The following is a 24,827-nucleotide window of genomic DNA, read 5'->3' as shown; positions in this document are numbered from 1 at the left end:
ACTGTCCACTGCTGTTTAGCCGCTGTATAATCGCCGCCCGGCTGTGCCTAAGCTTTTCTCAATATCTAACAGCCCGGCCCCGGAGAGTGGTATGAGTCAAGATCCCAATCAAAAAGCCCCGAAAATTGAATTTCCCTGCGAAGACTACATGGTCAAGGTCGTGCGTGATGCCAATGATGAGGCGCACGAATTTGTACTGGATGTGATGCGTCGCCATGCCCCCGGCCTGGATGAAGAGCGCGTTACCTTGCGTGACAGTAGTACTGGTAAATTCACCTCAATGACTTTCTTTATCCTCGCCACTGGTGAGGAGCAGCTCAAAGCATTATTTGAAGAACTGAAACAGCACCCCGCTGTGCATATGGTGCTCTGATGACCATTGTTCGCGATCTTGCGCGGCGAGATTACAAGAGTGTCTGGCAGGCCATGTCGCGCTATACCGATAGTCGCGATGGCGAAACTGCCGACGAGATCTGGTGTGTAGAGCACGAGCCGGTTTTCACCCAGGGGCAGGCAGGCAAAGCCGAGCACCTGCTGAATACCGGTGATATACCCGTGGTTCAGGTGGATCGTGGGGGACAGGTGACTTATCACGGCCCCGGCCAGTTGGTGGTGTACCCATTGTTGGACCTACGCAGAGCAAAAATCGGCGTGCGTGATCTGGTCACTGCCCTGGAGACTGCCACGGTGGCAATGCTGGAAACTTTTGGTGTTGCAGCGGCACCCAGGGCCGATGCGCCTGGGGTCTACCTCACTGAAGGCCCACGTGCGGGAAGTAAGATTGCCTCTATCGGATTGCGAGTTCGGCGGGGGTGCAGTTTCCACGGTATCGCCATCAATATCGATATGGATCTGGCTCCATTCCTGCGGATCAACCCCTGTGGCTATGCGGGGATGCAGATGGTGCAGATGGCAGAAATATTGGAACCAACCCCGAGTTGGAGCCAGGTCGCCGAGATTTTTGTACGCGAGCTGCTCCACACTCTTCAGTTGCCCGACGCCCAGTGGCAACCCATTGATGAAAAAGTATTTGCGCAGCTGAGCGCAGAACAGCAGGAATTAAGTAATGGCTGATAAACCCGACCTGGTGCCCGTTAAGCGCACTCGCCGCCTCCAGCAGGGGGAGAAACTTCGCGATGGCGATAAGGTAGAGCGTATCCCGGTGAAGGTAATTGCCAGCGATAACCTGCTGCGTAAGCCTGACTGGATTCGCGTAAAGGTTCCCGCTTCAAAAGAAGTGGATCGCATCAAAAATATTCTCCGCTCACAAAAACTGTCAACGGTTTGTGAAGAGGCGAGCTGCCCTAATTTGGGAGAGTGCTTTAGTGGCGGTACCGCGACATTTATGATCATGGGTGAAATCTGTACCCGTCGCTGTCCTTTCTGCGACGTAGGCCACGGTAAGCCCAATCCACTGGACCCGGAAGAGCCTAAGAACCTGGCGGATGCCATTGCTGCAATGAGTTTGCGCTATGTGGTAATCACCTCTGTTGACCGGGATGACTTGCGCGATGGTGGCGCCGAGCATTTTGCCAATTGTATTCGTGAATCGAGAGCGCAATCCCCGAACCTGCAAGTGGAAATTCTCACTCCGGATTTCCGCGGCCGTATGGATGTAGCGCTGGACATTCTGGAGAAAGAAGCTCCGGATGTGTTTAACCACAATTTGGAAACTGTGCCACGCCTGTATAAAGAGTCTCGTCCCGGTGCCAATTACAAGTGGTCTTTAAAGCTGCTGCAGGAATACAAAAAGCGTCGCCCTGACGTACTGACCAAGTCCGGGTTGATGGTTGGCCTGGGTGAGGAGAAAGAGGAAATTTTCCAGGTAATGGACGATATGCGCGAGCATGATATCGATATGCTTACGATCGGCCAGTATCTGCAACCGAGTAAAGAACACTTGCCGGTACAGCGCTACGTCCACCCGGATGAGTTTGAAGAGTATCGCCGCTACGCCGAGCAAATCGGCTTTAAGCACGCGGCCTGTGGTCCCTTGGTACGCTCTTCTTACCATGCTGATAAGCAGGCTCACGGAGAAAAGGTAGGTTAATACAATTTGTAGGAGAGGGGGGTGTTTTTCACATCCCTCTCCCCATTTCTCCCTCCTCAATCTCGCTTTTAACGCCCAGTTAAACACATCTATTTTTATACAAAACTGACAATGCTTTCTGTGTTGCGAGCTCTGAAAGTATATTCTTGAATGAGAAATTAAAGTTATTTTCTCTGAAGTATTGAGGCGGCTATTTTCAATATTTAAGAGCTGTTAATGTTCTTAATTAAATTAAGGTTAATGTATTAATTGCCTTAAATGGATTTTAAGTCTCCGTGGCTTTTGTCGTTTTTAGTTTTACCTGGGTGCTCGCACTTGCTAAAAGGAAAGTTTTGTGGTTTTCGGACTTTTTAAGTCGGGTTTTGCTATTTGTTTTTGCTTGTTGTCTCAGGTTGTTTCTCTGTAACCGTGATATCAAATTAGAAATTGGTGCGGATTAAATTTTTAAGAAATCAAAAGTAATTTTGAATTACACTCATGTGACACTGTGTACCACAATGCTCTAGTTTTTAGTCCTATTAGTAAGTAGCGCCCTGCCTGATAAAAGGGATACTTTTGTTAGACCTGATGTCCCAATTAAGCAGCAAAGAGCCTGCTTCTTTGTGACCAGTCATTCGCATTTTATGGTTGATAACAATAATTGCACTAACAGCTGATCTTCAGTAACTTAAGGTAAAACAATAACTGTCAGAGATTCTGCCTTTTTAGGTGTTTCATCTGCCATATTCATTCGGCGGATCTAGCCAAGCTGGCTAAAAGTCGTTATTTAATGGCTTTGCTGCTTAGTTATCTTGGTAACTCCGCTCAGGGTGTGCTGCATATTGGTGCAATCTGCCCGGACAAATGATACTGCTCATAATTAAAAAAAACACAATAATCAGAGAGGACTAGCGATGACCCCGGAAGAAAAGTACGAGAAGGTGAAGGGCCTGCAACCTTTAGAGCTTCTTTATCAGAGGGAGGCGCAGCAGGCTGATACAGTCTTTCTTCGCCAAATGCAGCAGCGGCAATGGAGAGACTATACCTGGGGTGAGGTAATGGATCGGGCTCGCAGGATTGCTGGCTACCTGCGCGCTCAGTACGAGCCCGGTGATCGCATCGCTATTCACGGCAAAAATTGTGCGGACTGGATTATTGTGGATGTGGGTATCATGCTGGCGGGAATGATCAGCGTGCCGCTTTACCCAGGTCAATCTGTCTCCTCAATGACTTATGTCTTACAGCACTCTGAATCGAAGATGCTTTTCTGTGGGGCCACCGACAATAATGCGGCTCTACAGGAAGTTGCTGATAAGCTGCCCTCGGTCGCTATCCAGCGCTGTGAGATCCGTTGTGACCAGGATCTGGAAACCCTAATCAAAGAGAGTGAGCGCTTTGAGGAGAAGCCGACTTTTGATCTGGATGATATCTTTACGATCATGTACACCTCTGGAACTACAGGTAATCCAAAAGGGGTTATGCATAGCTGGTCTTCGGTGGTTTTTGTCTCCCCAAATATGATTCGCGGTTATGGAATGGATGAGAATGACCGTGTTCTTTCCTATTTGCCCTTAGCTCATGCTGCAGAGCGGATATTGGTTGAATTCCATTGTTTGTATTCTGGTACCCCAATTCATTTCCCCGAATCTCTGGATACTTTCCTGGAAGATTTAAAGCGCACGCGCCCGACGATGTTCTTCTCGGTTCCTCGTCTTTGGACCAAGTTTAAAGAGGGAATTGATGAAAAAATCCCGCCGTCACTGCAAGAAGTACTGCTACGTATTCCTGGAATCAATACCTGGTTGAGAAAGAAAGTTCGCAATGGTCTGGGGTTGGATGATGCAGAAATATTGGTTAGCGGCGCATCCCCTATTTCCATTGAACTACTGCGGTGGTACCACCGCATGGGAATGAAGGTGGCCGATGGCTACGGTATGACCGAGAATTTTATTTATGGTTGCTTTGCTCCGCCGGGGGAAGATCCTGTGCCGGGGACGGTTGGTAAGCCTTATCACGGCTGTGAAGTTAAGATTTCTGAGGAAGGGGAGATACTCTTTAAGAGCGGTTCCTTGATGAAGGGATACTATCTTGAACCGGAAAAAACTGCGGAGGTAATACGGGACGGTTATTACCACACGGGTGATTCTGGATTTATTGATAAGGACGGTCTGGTACATATCACTGGGCGTATTTCAGAAACCTTCAAAACCAGTAAAGGCAAGTTTATTCAGCCCAGCCGACTCGAAGGATTTTTTGGTAATGAGACAATGCTGGCCCAGCTCTGTGTTCTGGGGCACGGTATGGATCAGCCGGTAATGCTGGTGACTATCTCCGAGTCCGCTGAGAAATTACCACGGGGAGAAGTTAATGAGCATTTGCAGAAGCTACTGACTTCGGTAAATGATAAGTTACCGCAACATGAGCGGATTAAGACCATCTTTATTACCAAAGAAGAGTGGACTCCCCTCAATGAATTCCTAACGCCGACACTAAAGATTAAGCGAAAGGTACTTGAAGCTCATTATCAGCCTTTATTTAAACAACACGTGGATACCAAGGGGATTGTATGGGAGTCTCGCACTGCGGTGAGTGAGGGCTCAAAAGAGGCTTCACTTGAACCTGTGAGTTAATCGCCCCCGATTAATAGAAAAGCCCGGTGAGTATTGATCCGGGCTTTTTTATTGGGTTGTTGGTTGCCTAGTCAGTGAGTGTAGCTCTGACAGTGCTGGGATTTTCCTGTCAGCCCAATTTGAATACTTTCTGCTGAGCACTCGAAGTCATCATTAAATTTACAGTCTTCCATTTTGCAGGCACCAACGCCGGCGGTACGGGAGCTGCTTGTATGACGGGAGTTGGTGAAGAAAGTATCACAGTCGGGATCGGCACCGTCACCAATGGTAATTGCTCTGGCGTGGCAAGCATCATTGGCGTTATAAGCACATTGGCTGGCGGCACATCGACTGACTTCTGGCATATCGGTTGCGATAATCATGGCAGTCCTCTCCTTAATAGTAAGTTGGAGACTAGACCAGCATGGTTGCATGTCAATGAAAAACCACAGGGTCTGTGTGGTATTTTTATTATCAAGGTGCAGTGACGCTGTATATCAGAATTACTTTCTTAAGAAATAGTTTTTATTCTAGTTTGTTATTTCAGCTGCGTCTTTGTCCCAGGCCATTAAAGCCAGTTTCTCAGTCTCGCCTGGCAATACAATTTGCTTCTCGTGGGCTAGGCCGAGTTTTTCCAGTAATCGGATAGAGGGTTTATTTTCTGGTTGTGCAATCGCAAGGATTCGCGTTAATCCCAGTATATCCCTGGCGTACATCATTACAGCTTTGGCAGCTTCTAAAGCAAAACCCTGGCCACGATAATCGGGTAAAAAGGCAAAACCAATATCGGCTCCATTGAGCCCCTCTCGCTTAACCAGTCCGCAGATGCCTATTGCAGTGCCATTGTTCAAGGACACTTTGTACATACCAAAGCCGTGCTCACGATACATGGCAATGGGACCATTTAGGATATAGTTGCGAGCCTCACTTTTTGTGCGAACTCCGCGATCGCCAATATTCTTTAGAAAATCGGCATCATTGAGTAGTGCCAGCATTAAACCGTTATCCCGGTCTTCATTAAGCTCTTGAATAACCAGGTTGTCAGTTTCTAATCGGAGCATTTGGACGGACCCTGTTTTTTCAGTTTCACTGATGAGGGAAGGCTCTGAGGTGAGAAGAATCGTAGTTAAATAGAAGGGGAGGCTGTGCCCCCTGGTAGGGGGGCACAGTTACCACTTAGAAGCGGTAAGTTAAATTGACGGAAGCAGATTCAGTCGTTGGGCGGGAAGCGACAGTTGCGCTGACTGCGATAGCGTCAGCTGCTTGCCAGCGAATACCGGCAATCATACCCATACCACCGTTGAAGATACCTTCGTCGACACTGGCATAGCTAGGCATGGCATTCATATTGCCTTCCATGGATTTTACACCCACTTCAATAGTGTCTTCTTCAGTACCGTTGGTGTCTTCGTACCAAATTTCTGCATAGGCATTAATGGTGTCCCAGCTCTTATTGGCGAAGGCACCAAAACGCATATTTCTCAGGCGGCGCTCCTGATCACCGTAGTGCATACCCAGAGGGTCGAGCTCATTACCACTCAGGTCGGTATAGGTAAAGCCTTCGATGGCATCTTCGGTGTAGCCATCTACATCCGTAGTTACCTTGGTAAAGCTTACAAATGGACCGAACTGGAAGGTTTCGCTATTGAGCAGGTTGGCACCGGCAGTAATACCCAAGGACAAGTTCTCGCCAGAGGTATTCCCGGTCAGGTTGCCGTTATAAGTGTCGCCCAAAGAGACAGAACGGCTGACGTCATCGTAATCTACATCGGTCAGGGTCGCGTTACTTTCGACAAAGAAAATGTCGTAGTGCATGCGGCCAAAAACGCTGTAGTTGGTTGAGGTGGAATCAATAGCAAGCTGTGAATTATCCACATCAATATTGGAGCGGCTTACTGCAAAACCGATTTCCGCATTGTCGCGCACGGCGAAAGTCATGCCGAGAATATTGGAATAGCCATCTCCCCTGACATTGGCGGTGTAATCTGTATCGTAGTCGACGTTACCCAGGGAGCTACCGGCGAAAACGCCAGTTTGCGCAGTGCGATAGCGCATGCTAGCGAGGCTCTCGTCCAAGCTGTTGGTGTGGGTGCGAGCAGATTGGATGGCAATATCTGGCAGTTGCCCGGCAACTTGAGCCGCATTGACGACGGCGGTGTAGTAGTCACCGAGGATTTCCTGACCAATTTGGGTAGGATGAACCGTATCGTTAAAGATCAGCTTGTTCGCATCGGGGGCCGAGCCATCAATACCGTATACTTCATGCTCTACGCAGTCGTTACCACTATCGTCGTAACAAAACTGTTGGTCCTCAGAAGAAGCTAATCCAAATACTGTAGGGTTGTTTAGAGCGACTTTCAGGATACCGGCCTGGTCGACCATCAATACGCCGTCGATATTCTTTGCTTTGCTTAATAAATCAGCGTTGAAGGACTCAGAAGCGGCGCTAGCTGCTAGGAAGAAGGCAGACTTTACCTGAGCATCGGCATCTTCTTGGCTCATCAGGCCAGCGTCAACGGCTGCTTGGAGAGAGTTGGCATCTTCCTGGCTCATTAGGCCGGCGTCAATGGCTGTTTGGAGGGCGGTGGCGCTGTCAGTGCCTTGGATTTCGGCATAAACACCTGGGGTCTTGCTAATGTCTGGTACGTTAGACAGTAGAATGTAGTTGGCGCCAGCGTCGGATAGTGCGCCAGCGGCGCTGGCCAGCATTGTCGATGCTATTTCCAGTTCTGCTGTGACGGCTTCGATGGTTGCGCTACCTGCACTGACACTTTTGAAGCCGCTGAGCAGGTCGTTGCCCCCGCCATTCACCCAGTAAAGTGCGTTGTGGTCAACGCTACCGAGAGTACTTTCTAAGTAGCCCATGCCTAGAGGGTGTGGATTGCCAGAGATTCCGGTGGTACCAATAAGACCAGCAAAGGTGTCTTTAATTGCGTTGCCCATAGCGGCAGCTTGAGTCATCAAGTTAGCATAAGTAGCCATATCTCCCTCAGCCTTAGCTGCTTCGGCTTCAGCTACTAGTTGGGCTGCTGTGGCCTGTTGTACTAGCAATTGACCCAATAGTTGGGAGTCTGGATAGTTGGGCGTTAAGCCCTCGTCACCAGTGGTTGGCATCAGGGCGCTTAACAAGTTATGACGGCTCGGGTCAGCTTCTAGGCCATATGCTTGCAGGTAGGCCGCATAGTTGTCGGGGCCGATGATATTCATCAGAACATCAGCAGCTTTATGTCCACCTACGGCCCAGCCTGTACCAGCATTGCTCAAGCCAGCAGCAATCTGAGCAGTAACTGAATCTTCAAGATCCTCTGCACTCAACGAGGGGTCTACGGTGGGTAGGCAAAAGGAAGATTGCATACCTGCACAAGACGGTGTAACTGCACCCAAGCCGAGATTCTGGGATAAAAGACTAATGGCTACTTCACGATCGTCGCCACCATTAGTGAACACATCGTAGTTGCCAACATCAGTCAGACTGTCACCAAAGGCGATAACTTGGGAAAAGGCGGTGTCTTTAGCAAAAGCTGCAGAGCTTGTCATTGTTGCGAGTGCAATGGCCGCTGCGAGGCTACGCTTGGCGTTGTGCATGGTTTTCTCCTTGTCGCGGTAATCTCACACCCGCGGAGACATCGGGAGCAGTCCAGAGGAAACTACAGGGCGCGAGTCTTTATTGTTCTTTGCTCCAGTACTTCGAGGAAGCTGGGCAATGTTAGCGGATTTGACTGAGACTTGAAAATAAGTCACTAATCATCCCGCGTATTCTGGTCGGCTCTCAGGCCGCTTCACTAGCTTTTATTTGGCTGGCGCAATATTACTTAATGAGGGTTTCCCGGTAAATGAGGTTTACCCCCTGATATCCTCACTTTATAGAAAGCATTTTTCGGTATATTGATTTCTGTCAATGGCGAATTGTATCTGTGTGGCGGGACTGGTTAATAGCTGCACTATTTGGGCAAAATAGTCATAGAGTTTTGTATTTTTAGTAAAACGATGTAGCTCAGGCTTTGGATATTTATGGTTTATGGAAAAGGCAGGATATTGGTTTCTCAAGATGAGATTGAAATGAGTGCGATACGCGCTCAAGGCGCCGGTGGCCAAAATGTAAATAAAGTTTCCAGTGCAATTCACCTGCGCTTTGATATTCAGGCTTCTTCACTTCCTCAGCTAATTAAAGATGGCCTTTTGAAGCTCAAAGATCGGCGTATTTCTTCAGATGGAGTGGTGATTATCAAGGCCCAGAGGTTTAGGACCCAGGAAAAAAACCGTGCAGATGCCCTAGAGCGATTACAGGAGCTGGTGGATAAAGCCGCATTCAGGCCAAAGTTTCGTGTGGCTACCAAGCCCAGTCGAGGTGCCAAGGAGCGCCGTTTACAAGCAAAAAATCGTCGTTCTCAGGTGAAATCAATGAGGGGTAAGGTAAAAGATCAGCACTAATACAGTTCCCTAGAAAAGGGAAAAATTTTCACAAAGCTTTACTACCACTTGGCCCTTAGTACGGATGTTCTAGTTGGCGGGTAGGGTGATAACTCAGCTCTAGTGCAATCGAATTATTTGTAGAGCCGACCTATTTTTCTTTTCTAATATGAATTCCTTAGCTACTCACAGAGGGTGGCGTAAATCTGGGAAGGATGTGTGCTGATTGGAATAAGCTATATAGGTGTTAACCCCTGCGGACTAGAGTGACCGCAGAGGTATCCTCGATGGGGTAGAGACCTATAGGTAAGGAGAGCGGGCTAGGGCTTGCTGGTACTCTGCCTCCCGTTGCATTAGTTCGTATTGTAAGTCCGCTATTTCCATTCCTAGCTCAGAGTGCCTAACCTTTAGGCGAGCGACGTCAGCGATAAGTGTTACTCGTTCGGAATTGTCGATTGCTTCATCGACCAACATTGCACCAATTTCTGTCATGTCATCGAGAATGTGTTCTCTCTCCAACTCCAGGTTGTGAATTGCCGACACAATTTCCTCAACGGCTGACTTGGCAAGAAAAATATCCTGGCCTGAATTGTACCCCCGCAGGAATAATCCTTCGAGGTCCGCGGGGCAGACACCGTTATAGTGGTTACCGGAGCGCCCTTGGTCAAATCCGCGCAGCTCGGTACAAAAAAGCTCCAGCCCTTCACCTCGCCCACCCCGGTAAGCATTAGTATTGACCGTTACGCCATATTTTGCACAGGATTCGCGGCGTCTCCCCAGGTAGGATAAGTCCCTGCCCGCTGCGCCATCCTCATACCCGATTGCCTGCCAATCTGCGACATAGCATTCATCTTCACTCATGGTGGCACACCCTGAGATTGAGGTTGCTAAAAATAAGAGGAGGGCAATTGTAGGAGTAGACTTCACGGTGTTTTTCCATCTCATTAGTTTTGCTACAGCCTACTCAATTGATCCTGACTGGCAGCTGAAGCGCTAGTTTCATATGGCCATTATGTTAACAAATTGCTACCAACCGTGGCGCCGATAAGTTTCCGCTGACGACTAGTCTGATGGTGTTAAGGGGCCGGTAATTGTGAGTTTGGGTCAATGAGCGATTTCGTTGGGATGACTGCTCTCGAGTTGTTACGCGGATACAGGGCGAAGTGTTTTTCACCGGTTGAGGTTGTCGAGGGGCTACTCAATCAAATTGAGAAGCTAAATAGGCATGTCAGTGCTTTTTGTCTGATAGACAGGAAGACCAGCATTGCCTACGCACGGGACTCTGAGCGCCGCTATATGTCTCGTACTGTCAAAGGGTTGCTTGACGGAGTGCCGGTGGCAATAAAAGACGTTTTTTACACGCCGATGTGGCCGACAGTTTTCGGTTCCCAAATTATTGACCCAGAGACAACATTGGGTTGTGCGGCCCCTTGCATCGCGGCTTTGCAGCGCCATGGGTACATACCAATAGGGAAAACCACGACACCGGAGTTTGGTTGGAAGGCGGTGACGGATAATGCCATAGACGGTATTACGAGAAACCCCTGGGATAGGGATAAGACATCAGGTGGTTCGAGTGGCGGGGCCGCGGTTGCAGTATCACTGGGATTGAGCCCTCTAGCTGTGGGGGCTGATGGTGGTGGATCTATCCGGATTCCTGCCAGCTTTTGTGGCACGGTTGGGTTCAAACCGAGTTATGGGCAGGTTCCCCATTGGCCATTAGGTACCTTCTCCTCCCTGGTGCATGTGGGGCCCTTAGCATCGACGGTGGAAGACTGTGCACTGATGATGAATGTAATCAGTGAACCGGATCACCGGGATATCCGCGCAATACCACGTCGGAACATTGATTTCCTTGCAGCTATAGAGGGAAGGTTGATTGAAAGAACAGGAAAGTTGCGTATTGCTTACAGCCCCAGTCTTGGTTACGTAGAACCTGATCCCATGGTGGTGAGCAACGTTTCTGCTAGTGTAATGCACTTCCAGGAATTGGGTGCTGAAGTTGTAGAGGTTGACCCAGGTATTGATGATGCTAGTGCAGCTTTTGGCTGTCTATTTTGCGCGGGAATAGCGAGTATCTTTAGGGCGATGGATAGTACCAGGCGCCAACTGGTGGAGCCCCAATTGTTAGAGGTCGCAGAACAAGCGGACAAATTATCCTTACCTGATTATCTCGATGCGCTGAAGTGGCGAGATAACTTTGTCGAGCGATTACAGGAATTTTTTCTGAAATATGATCTGTTAGTGACCCCAACTTTACCCATTACCGCATTTAGTGCTGGGGCCAATGTGCCGGATAATAATCCAGGCTCTCTATGGTATTCCTGGACACCTTATACCTACCCCTTCAATTTATCAGGCCATCCGGCAATATCAATCAATTGCGGTTTTTCAGGGAATGGTCTGCCAGTAGGTCTGCAAATAGTAGGCAGAAAATATGCTGATGAGACCGTTTTATGTGCAGCCGCTGCTTTACAAAACCAGCAGGGATTAAAAAGGAGGATTCCTGATTGGGTAGATTCTGTGTGAGTTGCAATCTTAAAATTCTTCTTGTAGATCTAATTAAAATAAAGGGCTGAAAAACCCTTTAGTTCAGAAATTATTCCTAGTTCTATTTGCTATTAATAGTGTTTTTATATTCTATGTTTTTTGTGTATTTGTGATCCGCTTAAAGTTTATTGCGGCTCTTACGCTGAAAGATGCCAAATTGTTTTAGTATTTATTTGAATGTGCTAGCTTTTCCTTGCCGGATTGGTCAATCCGGTTTTGTTTGTTCTCTCTGCGCTTTTCGAAATTCGAATAATAAAAATATTTCTGGATTGTCCGCGATTGTTTATAGGTGTGGCCTGTAGTTCCATCCTTATTGATTTTTGTATTATTTGAATATTATTGAGATTCAAAACTGCTGTTTGTGCAGGCTTCTTGCATGTGTGTTTATTGCCTGCCTGTGTTTTTGAAATATCAGGGATTCGCAGGGGGCTAACTTAATGTGGAGAAGATAATGAAAAAAATTATTAGTAGGTCTTTAGTTGGGGTTCTTGCACTCCCCGGCGCTGTTATGGCAGAAGAGCTGTGGATAACTATAGGTAGTGATGGTTATAAAACCTTAAAGCAAAACAGTAGCCTGGTTGCTAAGCAACCACTCGCGATTCAAGGTGAGGAACGTAACGGAGTCACTATTCTAAAAGTTAATGAAAAGAATCTTTCCGAAATATCGACTCTGATGCACATCAACCATAACCGTTGTGGCGGCTTTATGGTACATGACTCATTGGAGGAAGCAGAAGCTGCCCAGATTTCATCGCTGACGACAACAGTGAATAACGTGATCGCTTACTCTATTGATAATGCAGATGTGGTTAACGCCCTGCAAGCAGAGATCTCAGAGTCTAATATACGGTCGACTATTCAAAGTTTGTCGAATTTTACTAATCGCTATTACACCACTTCAACCGGCGTGGATGGTGCTGAGTGGATAAGGGATGAGTGGCAGGCATTAACGAATTCACGAAGTGATGCCTCTGTCGAACTTTATAGCCATAGTTGGGCGCAACCCTCCGTAATTTTGACGATTCAGGGGCAAACTGACCCGGATGAAATTATCGTGCTGGGGGCGCACCTGGATTCTACGGTCGGTTTTGGCACTGGTGAAGGTACGAGAGCGCCGGGGGCTGACGATGATGCGTCTGGCATAGCAACATTGACTGACGTCATTCATGCAATTGTCGCTACAGACTATAAGCCGGATAAAACGCTGGCTTTTATGGGGTACGCTGCTGAGGAAGTGGGGCTGCGGGGGTCAGATGATATTGCCAGCGATTACAAATCACAGAATAAAAATGTGATAGGTGCTTTGCAATTGGATATGACTAATTACTATGGCTCAAATAGTGATATCTATATTATTGGAGATTACACCAATAGTGCCCAGAATAGCTTTCTTGAGGATCTGGCCCAGACCTACCTGAGCGGCCTTACTGTTGGAACAACTTATTGTGGTTATGCGTGTTCTGATCACGCATCTTGGTATAACCAGGGTTATCCGGTTTCCTTTCCTTTTGAGGCGACTTTTAATGGCTCAAATCCTTATATCCACACTTCAAGTGATACCCTCGCTAATAGTGGTGGAGATGCCAGTCATGCGGTGAAGTTTGGAAAGCTTGCTGCTGCCTATGTCGCTGAATTGGCCAAGGGTTATATAGGGGATGATCCGGGCCCAGACCCCGATCCGGACCCCGATCCCGACCCCGGTGAGGAACAAACAGAAACCTTTAGTGGTGATGTGGGTCGAGGTTCGGAGGATCACTATGGACCTCTCAGTGTAACGCCCGGTACAGATTTTATCGCGGATATGACCGGTACTAATGATGCCGATCTATATGTCCGTTTTGGTGCGGCACCTACTTGGCGCTATTACGATTGCCGTCCCTATGAGGGAGATAGCTCTGAGAACTGTTCCTTAACCGTGCCAAGTGGTGAGAGTGAAGTCTATTTTATGGTGCGGGGCTACAGTCGCCTGGGATCGGATTATGAGGTTGACGTTACTTATACACCTCAATAGACGGTGCTGATTTCACCTATTTATTTTTTTTAAGTGAACTCATTGCTGTCACTTTTGCTTCAGCCTTTCTAAAAGTCACGTTTGGCAGTTTTTGGCATTTGCTAAACGTGTACCCCCTCCTTTTAAAATAAATATCGCGACATTAATTTTTTGATTTGTTGGAAGTTGACATTTAATCGCGTAAAAGATCTACCCCAGGCGTGCACTAATTTCTGGCATGGATGCAATTTAACGGAACGTCAGTATGCCGCTTTTTTTGTTTAACCCCTGCACAGATCTAATTTGATGTGCATTACTTTGATGAATTATCCGGTGATGTTCTGTTTGATGTTAATAATGAGAAGAGAGGGTGGTGATTATGAAGCGTTACTTGTTGAGACCTTTGTCATTGGCGGTGGCAGTTGCGATTTTTAACTCTGGTGGGTATGCGATTGCTGAGGAAAAGGAAGAGGGTGCCTCTAATACTGCTGATCGGGCAATGGAGGAAGTGATAACCACAGGTACGCGCAAAGAGGGTGTATCTCCCACCGAGACTCTTTCTCCGGTAGATGTGGTTGGCGGAGAGGACATTGCGGATCAAGCGAGCTTTGATCTTACTGAGTCCCTGGCAAAAATTGCCCCTTCATTTAATACGCAGAGATTTCCAATTGCTGATGGTACCGCTTTTATCCGCCCGGTAACTTTACGTAATTTATCCCCAGATCAAACTTTGGTACTGGTCAATGGAACTCGCCGCCATCGCTCTGCGCTGGTTAATTTGCAGCTTGCCCCCCTGGGCACAGTTAACCAGGGTGCCCAAGCCGTCGACTTTTCGGCGCTACCCTCTATGGCTATAGAGCGAGTTGAGGTTTTGCGTGATGGCGCTTCAGCACAATATGGCTCCGATGCAATTGCCGGTGTTGTTAACATTATCCTGAAGGATGATGCAGAGGGATTCAGCTTATCAGCTCAGACAGGAGAATATTTTGAGGGGGATGGAACCCGGATGAGTATTGCCGCAAATACGGGATTTGCGCTGGGTAATGCAGGATTTATTAATGGCACCGTTGAATTTTCCCGCGCAGATAAAACCTGGCGTAGCGAAGCGCGGCCAGATGCGCAGCAGGTAGGATCAGTTGTGGGAAATAATTTAGTACCACTGGATGGCTTGGGTCAGAGATGGGGTGATCCCGATGTTGAGTCCCTGAAGTTTTTTATTAACAGCGGCCTGGAGATCTCTGATTCGGTAGAGCTCTATGGAAATTTCGGTTATTCACAAAATGAAACAATTTCTGACTTTTTCTATCGTGGACCGGTGCTCGATCCAGAACACCAGTTTACTGCGAGAGGTACCCTGCAAGTAGACAGCCCCAATGACCCCCTTGATCCGAATAGTATCGACTACATGCCCGATCCAGCTCCCCAGTCTTTAGTGGATTCTATTTTGGCGCAAGGCCTAAACCCCTCGGATTACCTGGTAGCAGATACTTCCAGCGACAGTGGGTACGTGTTGCGGAACCCAATTTATACTCAGTTCCCCGGCGGCTACAACCCTGAATTCGGTGCAGATATTTATGATATCGCTGCTGTATTCGGGGCTCGTGGAGAGCTTGCCAATGGTCTCTCCTGGGATCTACGCGGACGTTTGGCTGAAAATGAAGTGGACTATGTCCTGAAAAATTCCATCAATCCAAGCTTGGGTATTTTGTCTCCTACTTCCTTCAAGCCGGGAACCCTCACGCAGGAAGAGTCCAGCCTCAATGCGGATTTTGTCTACCCTATTGATGTCATGGCTTTTGCTTCGCCATTGAACCTTGCATTCGGCGCTGAGTGGCGTGAAGAGACTTACTCAATTGGTAGGGGGGATGCAGCGTCCACTGAGGTAGGTCCAACTGCTGCGTATTTTGGTGTGGGTTCAGATGGTTTTCAGGGGTTCCCGATTGAAGCGCTGGGTAGTTTCAGTAGTGAGAGTATTGCAGCTTACATTGACCTTGAAGCCGATGTGACTGAGGCTCTGACTTTGGGAGCGGCTTTACGGTTAGAGGAATATGATGAGTTTGGCTCGACATCGGATTGGAAATTGTCAGCACGGTATGATGTGAATGAACAACTGGCATTTCGAGCGACGGTAAATACTGGTTTCAGGGCGCCAACACCCGGACAGGTGAATACCTTAAATGTTACTACTACGACGGACTCCAGTGGCAACCTGATACCCAATGGAACCTATCCTGTGGCTCATCCGGTAGCGTCAGCGCTCGGAGCCGTTGAGCTGGAGCCGGAGGAATCCACCAGTTTTACCCTGGGTGCAGTTTTTGCTCCACTGGACAATACCAGTGTGACAATAGATTACTACAACATCGACATCGAGGATCGCCTGGCTCTGCGCAACAATGCCATCGGAGATGACGAAGTGATTCTGTTGCAAAATGCCGGTATAGAAAATGCAGCACTACTCAACGGCAGCAATGCAAACTATTTCGTCAATGCTTATGACTCGGAAGTGTCTGGTATAGATCTGGCAGTTACCAGTGATTTCGAGATTTTTGAAAGTTTATTGGTGGTGGATTTACGCCACAATCACAATCGCCAGGAAGTTACCAGTGTTACGCCAAATACCATCAATGCCTCACGGGTATTTGACCTGGAAAACCAAGTTCCCAGTGATCGAACGACTTTAACTTTTGATCTCGATACGGGTGATTTATTTGCAGGGTACCTGCGTTTTAATCGCTATGGCAGTTGGGAATCAACAGGCGGGTTGTTTGGTGCTGGGGATGCCAGTGATACCTATAGTTATGGCAGTGAAATTCTCGTTGATATCGAAGCGACGTTTACGCTGTATGAAAATTATAAATTGTCATTGGGGGGCGAGAATATCTTTGACGTAATGCCTGATGATGAGCAGGAGCCCACGTTGCGATATCTCGGAGTACGTCATGCCCTCACATCACCATTTGGCTTTAATGGTGGCTATTGGTATTTACGTGCTAGCGCAGAGTTTTAAGCAGTATAAATAGGGGAGACTATTTAGCCTGGAGTCTTTTCTTGCATTAACTCACAGCAGTACCCCGGTAATTGTCCCGGGTTACTGTCTGTTCTCTTAGTTGGTGAAGGGGATCTTCTCCAACGTCTAAGTGCCAGTTTTTGTGAATTCAACACGGGCATTAAAATCGGATACGATTTGAGGTTCATCAGTGAAAACCCCATCGATACCTTGAGCTGCCAACAGTATCAAATCGTTGGGGTCGTTGACGGTAAATACGTAGTTCTTAAGCCCGCGCTGTTTTGCATCGGCTATTAAATCTGCATTTATAAAATCTACGTTCGTATGTAATGAATAGGCCTTTAATGGAGCAGAGCAGGCTGCAAGATCGAGGGGAACACCGGAAACCAGCACTCCCCGCCGAACCTCAGGAGCTAATTGGAGGCACTGGTACAACTGGCGGTGATCGAAAGAGGAAACGATGTATTGCTCATAGCTCGCACCTGTATCCTGCGTAAAGGTGTGGATTTCATCCGCGAAAAGGGCTGCACAGTTAGGCCCTTTCAGCTCGATATTGAGTTGGGCACTATTTCCCACAAGTTCCAGGACTTCCCGTAATGTAGGGACCTTATTCCCGCAAGGGAGAGGTCTCTCTTTCAGGGCATCGGGATGCATTTCAGTGATGAGTTCGGAGCCCGCAATTAGGCGTCCGAGTCGCCGGTCATGCTTGACCAGAAGCTGCCCACCAATATTCCACACATCAATTTCGATACCCCCGACGTTGAGTTCCAACGCATGCCCGATTGCTTGGAGAGTGTTTTCACTGGCTCGCTGTTGATAGCCCCGGTGGGCGAAACAGAAGAGCGTAGTTGAAGTCATGGCTTATCAGTCCATTTTCATGGTTTGCTTCAGACTGCCCTTGAATTATTACGAGGTCACTAATGCAACACCAAAGTTTCTGCCAAATACTGGTTAATTGGCATTAAAAAATTATTTTTATAGCCTTTGGGTAGTGATTAGGCTCCAAAAAGTGAGCTGCTACTCTCCAGCCAATGCACGATAACAGCCTTGATGAAAGACCAGGGGTTCACCACCAAAAGCGGCAAATTCCAGCACCTCTCCAAGCAATATTGTGTGATCTCCACCATCAATGCACTGCGCGCGGCGGCAATGGAAATAGGCTGCACATTCCTCTAGGCGAGGTATACCATTGGGGCCTTCATACCAGTTGACCTGTCCAAACTTGTCTGCTCCTCGACCAGCAAATAGGTTTGAGACATGTTGTTGGTCTGCTCGCAGGATATGCACGGCAAAGTGCTCCCGGGTGGTAAATGCTTTATAGCCCATGGACTGCTTATCGATACTCCATAGAACCAGGGCGGGGTCGAGGGAAACGGAATTAAAGCTGTTAGCCGTCATGCCGGCAGGTTGGCCATTGGTATCCTGAGTGGTAATGACGGTTACACCGGTAGCAAAGTGGCCGAGGGTGTCCCGCAGTAGCCGGCTTTGCTCGGGTGACGGGGAAATCGTACGGCTTTTCTCTGTCGTCATACTAAGGCTACTTGTACCAAAACTTTGAAGGGCCGCCATTTTAAGGCAAAAGTTAACGGTTTGCGCGCTTTACCTCGAATAGCTATTAAAATAAGTACGATTATCAGTTATTTTTTGACTGGTCGTTCATAATTGGCTGGCACTCTTGGCTGAGCTTTTCCCGGAGGGCGATCGCACCACCGGTAAGGGCAAAACCGAGTAGATTGCCCTTTTCGTCGCGAAATTCGGCGCAAACCCCTGAATCTTCTATGTTGATTTGCCAAGTCCCCTTGGTATCAGGGCTTGGCGGGCAAACGGTAGTTGGGTGCAGGGTTGTCTTTACGGCCACAGGAATAACGCCAAAGCAAACGGGAGTCAGATTTCCTGACAGAGTTTGTGAGAGACTCTTCACACAGCTGATTAGGGGGGCGACAAAGAGTAACTGATGGCCGTCTATTTCTGCGCAATCCCCCAGGGCGTAGATATCGAGATCGCTTGTTTGCAGATATCGATCTACAGCAATACCTCTTTGCACGGCTATACCGGCCATGGAGGCTAAGCCGGTGTTAGCCTCAAGTCCAAGTGCGGCGAGAACGACATCCGCTTCTATTTGCTCTCCATTACTCAGCTGGGCCCGGAAACCGGTGCTCAATTTCTCGATACGCTTTAATGATGAGCCCCCATGGAAGCGAACGCCATAGTCTTCCAGGGCTCTCTGCAGATCGCGTCCGGCGACTTCCGGCAGCAGTGTCGCCAGTGGCCATTGCTCTATATCAACCAGATCCACTGCGAAGCCGGTCTGTACCAGATCGTTGGCAAATTCACAGCCAATCAAACCAGCGCCCAGGAGTAGTATGCGCTTGCGCCCCACCACGGCAGTTCGAAAACGGTGGTAGTCTCTGAGATTATTTATGCGAAAGATATGTGATTGGGCATCCCCCTCATAGTGGGGAAGTTTGCGGCACTTGGCCCCGGTTGCCAGAACTAGCTTTCCATAGGGAATCTTGGATACATGCTCTGCACCATCCTGCTGAATCGTCAGAGTTCTGTTTTGGCGATCTATATGTATTACCCGCGTGTGAACCAGAATTTGTGCATTGAGTTCGCGAGCCATATCTTCAGCACTGGAAGTGCTGAGTTGCTGTGCAGTCTTGCCGTGAGAGAAAGAGGCTGACAGCAAAGGCTTGGAGTAAAAAGCCCCATCATCGGCGGTGATTAACAGGAGAGAAGACCGGGGGGTAAGCTTGCGAAATTCTCGCGCCAGATTATACCCGGCCAGCCCTGTGCCAATAATAATTAAAGGTGCTGAGGTTGTAGTGGATGCGTTTTGGTTGGCTGAAGGGGACGGGGCTATGGGGGCTTGGCCCACGAGGACCATATCAAATTCTTGTTTACTAACGCCGCATTGAGGGCAATTCCATTCGTCGGGAATATCCTCCCACCGAGTACCAGGAGCAATGCCATCTTGTGGACATCCCTCGGCCTCATTGTATGTCCAGCCACATACCATACACTCCCAGATCCGGAAGCCATCATTGCTAGCTAAGCTGGCTTGAGTGGTATCGGCGCCAATCTCCAGCATGGAGAAATCTTGTTTGGCTGCACCACACTCCGGGCAGTACCAGTCTTCAGGTATATCTTCCCAGCGAGTACCGGGAAGAATTCCATCCTCGGGCCAACCTTTGGACTCATCGTATATCCAGCCGCAGTTCTGGCACTGCCACTTTCTGTATGCCGACATGTTTCTCCACCAAGCAGGGTCGAGCCCGATAAATAAATACCGGGGCTTTCCCATTTATAGCGGTAAAAACGAAAGGAGTTGTGGTTGGGCGGTATTATTCCGTGCTGCGCTGGGCGATTTTACTGAGAGCACTTTGATAAATATCAGCAATTTCCCCAGGGTGCTTGATTGAAATACCCAAATCGTGCAGCAGGCCATCCTTGAGTCCATATACCCACCCATTGACGGTCAGTTCCTGGCCCCTACGCCAGGCATCGCGGACAATGGTGGTCTGGCAAACGTGTATTACCTGTTCCAGAACATTGAGTTCGCACAGTAAGTCTGTGCGTTGCTGTTGCTGGAAAAGATCTATCAAGGTGTGATGCTTATCCCTGACATCCTGAATGTGTCTCAGCCAGTTATCGATCAGGCCAAGTTGCTCGTTATTAAGTGCAGCCTGGACACCGCCGCAGCCGTAATGACCACAGACAATAATATGTTTTACTTTTAGGATTTCTACAGCGTACTGCAGTACTGAAAGGCAGTTCAGGTCTGAGTGGACTACTACATTGGCAACATTTCTGTGGACAAAAAGCTCCCCGGGTAATAGGCCGACAATTTCATTCGCGGGAACGCGACTATCAGCGCAGCCAATCCAGAGGTATTCAGGGCTCTGCTGCTCAGACAGTTTAAGGAAAAAGTCAGGCTTATCTTCGCGAGTTGCCTCTGACCAATGTTGGTTGTTCTCTATTAAATGATTAAGCGGGTGCAATGAATCTATCCTGATGTGACCGTTTGGACAATTAGTCAGCAGGATAGCGACTTTGTTCGTGCGCGCCAAGTGTATCTGGTCTAATCTAAAAAGATGACTATTGCCTAAAACCTGGTCTAAAAAGGAATCTAAGATCATGGGAAGAAAGAAAAGCGCCATTCCCAGAAGGCGGCAGAGGGTTTCCAGGCACTCGAATTCAGTGGGGCGGCATCGCTTGAGAGTGCGTCAATTGCTTGCAAGAAGGACGCGTTTGCGTAGCTATTTACAGCATTTCCCAATGGATGAAAAAGCCAATATCGAGGCGGTACCGGAAAAGAAGGGTGCTGAAGTTACGGAGTAAATCCGATATTGTACCCTCTGTTGTCCACGCTGTATCAGAGATCTATAAGTGTGGTGGATAAGTTGGCTGTATAAGTGGTTATTAAATTACATTCAATAAAACCGTTGAGCTAATGGAAAAGTAAAAAGAGAATCATATGGTGTTGTCAGGTTGTAATGTAGATATTGACTTAAAAATTAGTTTGGCGAATTATGATGACTTGCATGATGCAAAAAGCATAATTGCTTTAATGGAAGAGTATGCACTTCATCCATTTGGTGGCGGTGAAGCTCTTTCTGATCATTGTCGAACAGGGTTGGTGCCGGCACTAAATGAATTTCCTGGAGCTTTTAGTATTTTAGCATACCGAGATAGTAGAGCTGTTGGTCTAATTAATTGTTTTACTGGTTTTTCCACTTTTTTATGTAAGCCTCTTATTAATATTCACGATGTTGTTGTTAGTGAATCTGCACGAGGTTTGGGCGTTTGTACGGCTATGCTGGGTTTTCTTGAGAAAGAAGCAAAAGATAGGGGATGTTGTAAGTTAACCTTGGAAGTTCTACAAAAAAATTACACTGCGCAGGCTGCTTACCGTAAGACTGGCTTTAAACCGTACGCCATGGATGAGGAGTTCGGTCAAGCCGAATTTTGGCAGCGATATCTTTAATGTTCACCTTTTAAAATTTGTAGTCATTGTATGGAGCTATCTTCCGATAAGCCGTGGCTGTGATCTGACAGCTACGGCTGACCAATACTGTTAGATATTTTATTGGTAGCTGCTGAAGTGCGATGTACCCCAATTATTAGTTCCATAGATTGGGTCTGTAGCCCTGAGATTTTACTGATTGATAATATTAAAAATAATGTCCATACAAACGGTGGTAGCAGTAGATACACAGAAGCTTTATGGAAGGGAATGTTTCTTGAGGTTTTGGGTGTTTTAAGAGTCCTAAATACCAATATCATATTTCTTGACTTTGGTGACGCTAGTGCGTGAAAGCTGGTAGGAGAAAGCGATATTTATAGGGATCTAATGGTTGTATTCCAGCAACATCATGGATACCTAAAGATATTGTCTCCGTAGCTCTTCTAAGATAATTAGTAGTTGAATTAGCGATCCTCTATTCAAACAAATTTCTGACATGCTGTTGCGTCGAATTTTACTCGCCATGAAAGCCATTCACTTTGCTGTACCAGCAAGTTACTGGTTTCGATGAGTGATATGGATAATGATAAAATTCGAGAGTTTACTCTTTGGTCATGCTCAAGAATTAAAGGCTACCAAATATATTTGGCTCATTCCCCCGGAAATCCTGTGCTGATAGCTGGAGTTTTATGCTTATGTGACGTGGGAAAAATTATTTGATGTTTATTGCGTCAGCTTGACGTTATTCCGCTTAAATAGTTTAAGTTTCTTTTGGGTGAATGAGAATAAAAGAAGAGGCTTTAAGTACTTTTGAAGATATAGGTTTTCCAATGATTGATAGTTGGTTCTAGGTCAGGAGTTACCTGGAATTTTTGATGAGCCTATTTTGGGGATACCTTAAATAAACCTCACTAGAGCTTTATATAAAACGTTCACTCTTTTGGTGCATCCAGCTGGAAAATTCTTCAACTACTTCAGGTTAAGTCATTCACTTTGGAGGTATTTCAGCTGTTTCATAGTTTTCCCTTATTTTTAAATCCTTGTGTTAGTCACTGTCTCCATAGTGTTTGGCTAAAGGAGGCGTAAAAAACGAGGTTAGCCTCCCTCCATGTGCAATACTTTTTGGGTACTGGACCGCCGGTCTGATGTACAGCGAGCAAGGAGGGAACCTGCGATGCGTTTAAATTCAACTTTGGCTCAGGGTCGCTATCACTACAGTTGTGATGGCAGGGAAATGCCTGTGCAAGATAGTTGGCAGTTAGGGAATGATGAGCAGGGGCGACGCTCGCTTGTCAGTCGGCGCTTAGTCGGGGACCAGGGGTTTGGTATCGAAGTATTTGCTCTTTTGGAAGGGGGGCTAGTGAGTGAGTGTGTTGTGCATTGGCGAGATGAAGTTGATGAGGTTAGCGCCCACTACAAGTTAATTCCAGAAGAGGGAAAGAGTCCTGCGATAGGTGATGATATTCAAGCCAGCTGGACAGGCCCCAATGGCCCTCAGCAACTCAATATCGAAGGGGAAGAGCGGCTATTGTTTCCACTGATGCGGGTTTTTATGGGGCCTGTCTTGTCGAGGTTGGTACAACATGAAAATGGCCTGGAAGTTGTGTCCCCTGATATTGTCGATCCATCTCAGCGGGGTAAGTTGCTCTCTCCTAGGGTGAGCCATCGCACGGCAAGATCAATGGCGGGGGATGTTTCGAGCCAGAAGGCTCAGGAACTGGGTTCTGATATTATTGCTTACATTTACCAGGGCGATGAAGCTGAAAGAGATGCCCATTGCTATGTTGATAGTCGGAGCCTGTTAGTGGGGTACGATTGGCCATCTAGTACTGGCCGCCTGTGGCAGGTTCGGCTGAGGGACTTGGAGTGGTCGTCGAGCTTAAAAGGACTACTTTAGCCCAGCTTGAGGAAACTTTATAACCACTATTGGTCACACAAATAGGCTTAAATGGAGATTGCTGTTTCTATACCTGTCATTATTTAGTTTTTTGTTCTAGCTAAGCTGAAATAAGGGCTTCTCTAGCCTGATTGGCTGTCTTGTCACGATAATCGCAAAATTATGTAGTGGGACTTGTAATCCTCTCCAGTGTAAGCTTGCATCATGATTGCAATAAATGACTGGGGGAAAGCGTTTTGTCCTACTATCGAAGAAGGGTTTTTGCCGGGCTCACATTACTTTCTTCTGTTGGGTTAGTTGCACAGTTGCCAACAGCTTTAGCTGAAGAGGTGCCAGAATCAACTTTTTCTATGGATGCAGGAGAAAACCTGCAGACCCACCATAAGCGCTGCTTGAACGAGCAAATTCTTGTTTCGGATGCCGATGTCACGATAAGGGAAATCCGACGTATCTGCGCTGAAAGAGTTAGAGCTGAACTGACTCTTGAAGAGGATCCGGTGATAGCGGACTTTATTGTCGACGAGTATGAGGAAGACCTTCCTACAGATGAAGTATTGTTAGGGGGGAGGGCTCAGGCTATCAGGGATGCTGCCAATAACCCTTTTACTTTAGCTTCCCATAAAACTAACTACGTGCTGCCAATGGTCTACAATCCAGCCCCTGAAGAGGGAGGGCTGGCAGACATTGAAGGCCTAGCTGAGGCAGAAGAGTTGGATAACGTCGAAGTTCAATTCCAGCTTTCTGTGCAGGTTCCTATTTGGCGGGGTTTTTTGGGGCAGGCTTCTGTACTGAGTGTCGCCTATACAAATCGCAGCTTTTGGCAGGCGTACAACTCCGATGACTCCGCTCCCTTCCGTGAGACAAACCACGAGCCGGAATTGATTCTGAGTTGGCTCAATGACTGGAGCCTATTTGGTTGGAATAATGTGGCTAACCAGGTAGCGATTAACCACCAGTCAAATGGGCGCAGTGAACCCTATTCCCGCAGCTGGAATAGAATATATGCGAATTTCATTTTTGAGCGGGATAATTATTCAATCAGCCTAAAGCCCTGGTACAGGGTCCCTGAAGATAAGGATGATGATGATAATCCGGATATTGAGCACTACTTGGGGCATTTTGAATTGGGTGGGCGATACCGCGATGGGGATCACACGATTTCAATGATGCTACGTAACAATTTGCGCTCAGATAATCGTGGTGCAGTGGAGCTGACCTGGGGCTTCCCTCTCGGGAAACGCGTCGATGGGTATGTTCGCTATTTCAATGGTTACGGCGAGAGCCTCCTTGATTATGATGAATCGGTGCAAACTTTAGGGTTTGGATTTGTGTTAGCCCAGGGATTTTAACCTTAACGACGAGGGCGTAC

Annotated in this window: 20 protein-coding genes; 12 read left to right on the top strand and 8 right to left on the bottom strand. The window is 47.5% G+C overall.

From position 1 onward, the window contains the following. The first annotated feature begins 91 nt into the window (after nt 1-91). From ACJJI4_RS16035 to ACJJI4_RS16020, 4 genes are all read left to right on the top strand, one after another. A complete protein-coding gene (locus tag ACJJI4_RS16035) occupies nt 92-373 on the top strand; it encodes an HP0495 family protein (RefSeq protein WP_282931473.1) in 282 nt (93 codons plus the stop codon). Next, nucleotides 373-1,074 (top strand): lipoyl(octanoyl) transferase LipB, encoded by a 702-nt coding sequence (gene lipB, locus ACJJI4_RS16030; RefSeq protein ID WP_444915656.1) that lies wholly within the window; start codon nt 373-375, stop codon nt 1,072-1,074. Before ACJJI4_RS16035 ends, lipB begins: the two co-directional genes overlap by 1 nt. Beyond that, nucleotides 1,067-2,050 (top strand): lipoyl synthase, encoded by a 984-nt coding sequence (gene lipA / locus ACJJI4_RS16025; protein WP_282931475.1) that lies wholly within the window; start codon nt 1,067-1,069, stop codon nt 2,048-2,050. The genes lipB and lipA overlap by 8 nt, the downstream gene beginning before the upstream one ends. Nucleotides 2,051-2,943: 893 nt before the next feature. Further along, a complete protein-coding gene (locus ACJJI4_RS16020) occupies nt 2,944-4,659 on the top strand; it encodes an AMP-binding protein (RefSeq protein ID WP_444925774.1) in 1,716 nt (571 codons plus the stop codon). 71 nt (nt 4,660-4,730) lie between these two features. Here ACJJI4_RS16020 and ACJJI4_RS16015 read toward each other — a convergent pair whose 3' ends face one another. From ACJJI4_RS16015 to ACJJI4_RS16005, 3 genes are all read right to left on the bottom strand, one after another. Further along, on the bottom strand, nt 4,731-5,021 hold the full coding sequence (locus ACJJI4_RS16015) for a DUF1540 domain-containing protein (protein ID WP_413663139.1): 291 nt from the start codon (nt 5,019-5,021) through the stop codon (nt 4,731-4,733). Nucleotides 5,022-5,168: 147 nt separating this feature from the next. Continuing rightward, the gene (locus ACJJI4_RS16010) at nt 5,169-5,699 is read right to left on the bottom strand and encodes a GNAT family N-acetyltransferase (protein WP_444925773.1); all 531 of its coding nucleotides are present in this window, start codon (nt 5,697-5,699) and stop codon (nt 5,169-5,171) included. A gap of 115 nt (nt 5,700-5,814) precedes the next feature. Continuing rightward, nucleotides 5,815-8,223, bottom strand: a complete 2,409-nt coding sequence (locus ACJJI4_RS16005) for an autotransporter domain-containing protein (protein ID WP_444925772.1) — start codon at nt 8,221-8,223, stop codon at nt 5,815-5,817. 426 nt (nt 8,224-8,649) lie between these two features. Between ACJJI4_RS16005 and arfB the strand changes: the two genes are divergently transcribed. Continuing rightward, nucleotides 8,650-9,069: an alternative ribosome rescue aminoacyl-tRNA hydrolase ArfB gene (arfB, locus tag ACJJI4_RS16000; RefSeq protein ID WP_444896256.1), complete on the top strand. Its 420-nt coding sequence runs from the start codon at nt 8,650-8,652 to the stop codon at nt 9,067-9,069. Between the two features lie 279 nt (nt 9,070-9,348). On the opposite strand, the gene ACJJI4_RS15995 is transcribed toward arfB, so the two are convergent. Further along, nucleotides 9,349-9,909, bottom strand: coding sequence for a DUF2799 domain-containing protein (locus ACJJI4_RS15995; RefSeq protein WP_444896257.1), 561 nt, complete (start codon nt 9,907-9,909; stop codon nt 9,349-9,351). 246 nt (nt 9,910-10,155) lie between these two features. Between ACJJI4_RS15995 and ACJJI4_RS15990 the strand changes: the two genes are divergently transcribed. The 3 genes from ACJJI4_RS15990 to ACJJI4_RS15980 all read left to right on the top strand — a co-directional run bounded on the left by ACJJI4_RS15990 (nt 10,156) and on the right by ACJJI4_RS15980 (nt 16,595). Then, entirely contained in the window at nt 10,156-11,577 is a 1,422-nt protein-coding gene (locus tag ACJJI4_RS15990; RefSeq protein ID WP_444925771.1) for an amidase, read from the top strand. Between the two features lie 472 nt (nt 11,578-12,049). After that, entirely contained in the window at nt 12,050-13,609 is a 1,560-nt protein-coding gene (locus tag ACJJI4_RS15985; protein WP_444925770.1) for a M28 family peptidase, read from the top strand. Between the two features lie 358 nt (nt 13,610-13,967). After that, nucleotides 13,968-16,595 (top strand): TonB-dependent receptor plug domain-containing protein, encoded by a 2,628-nt coding sequence (locus tag ACJJI4_RS15980; RefSeq protein WP_444925769.1) that lies wholly within the window; start codon nt 13,968-13,970, stop codon nt 16,593-16,595. Nucleotides 16,596-16,721: 126 nt separating this feature from the next. Here the strand turns inward: ACJJI4_RS15980 and ACJJI4_RS15975 are convergent, their stop codons facing one another. From ACJJI4_RS15975 to can, 4 genes are all read right to left on the bottom strand, one after another. Beyond that, nucleotides 16,722-17,453 carry a glycerophosphodiester phosphodiesterase gene (locus tag ACJJI4_RS15975; protein WP_413663131.1) on the bottom strand — a complete coding sequence of 244 codons (732 nt, stop codon included), beginning with the start codon at nt 17,451-17,453 and terminating at the stop codon, nt 16,722-16,724. Between the two features lie 159 nt (nt 17,454-17,612). Continuing rightward, entirely contained in the window at nt 17,613-18,125 is a 513-nt protein-coding gene (locus ACJJI4_RS15970; protein WP_413663130.1) for a flavin reductase family protein, read from the bottom strand. Between the two features lie 103 nt (nt 18,126-18,228). Further along, on the bottom strand, nt 18,229-19,845 hold the full coding sequence (locus ACJJI4_RS15965) for an FAD-dependent oxidoreductase (protein WP_444925768.1): 1,617 nt from the start codon (nt 19,843-19,845) through the stop codon (nt 18,229-18,231). A 94-nt stretch (nt 19,846-19,939) separates the two neighbouring features. Next, entirely contained in the window at nt 19,940-20,596 is a 657-nt protein-coding gene (gene can, locus ACJJI4_RS15960; RefSeq protein ID WP_444915667.1) for a carbonate dehydratase, read from the bottom strand. A gap of 136 nt (nt 20,597-20,732) precedes the next feature. Here can and ACJJI4_RS15955 point away from each other — a divergent pair, with 136 nt between their 5' ends. The 4 genes from ACJJI4_RS15955 (at nt 20,733) to ACJJI4_RS15940 (ending at nt 24,807) form a co-directional block, all read left to right on the top strand. Beyond that, the gene (locus ACJJI4_RS15955) at nt 20,733-20,936 is read left to right on the top strand and encodes a hypothetical protein (RefSeq protein WP_413663128.1); all 204 of its coding nucleotides are present in this window, start codon (nt 20,733-20,735) and stop codon (nt 20,934-20,936) included. A gap of 136 nt (nt 20,937-21,072) precedes the next feature. Then, nucleotides 21,073-21,582, top strand: coding sequence for a GNAT family N-acetyltransferase (locus tag ACJJI4_RS15950; protein ID WP_444907420.1), 510 nt, complete (start codon nt 21,073-21,075; stop codon nt 21,580-21,582). A gap of 1,153 nt (nt 21,583-22,735) precedes the next feature. After that, nucleotides 22,736-23,458, top strand: coding sequence for a hypothetical protein (locus ACJJI4_RS15945; RefSeq protein ID WP_413663126.1), 723 nt, complete (start codon nt 22,736-22,738; stop codon nt 23,456-23,458). Between the two features lie 236 nt (nt 23,459-23,694). After that, nucleotides 23,695-24,807: a phospholipase A gene (locus ACJJI4_RS15940; protein WP_444915669.1), complete on the top strand. Its 1,113-nt coding sequence runs from the start codon at nt 23,695-23,697 to the stop codon at nt 24,805-24,807. Nucleotides 24,808-24,827 lie beyond the last annotated feature (20 nt).

This window comes from Microbulbifer maximicatervae (SeqCode) (assembly GCF_052467305.1).
Note: the sequence above shows the minus strand (reverse complement) of the source record. Positions and strands in the feature narration are given on the sequence as shown.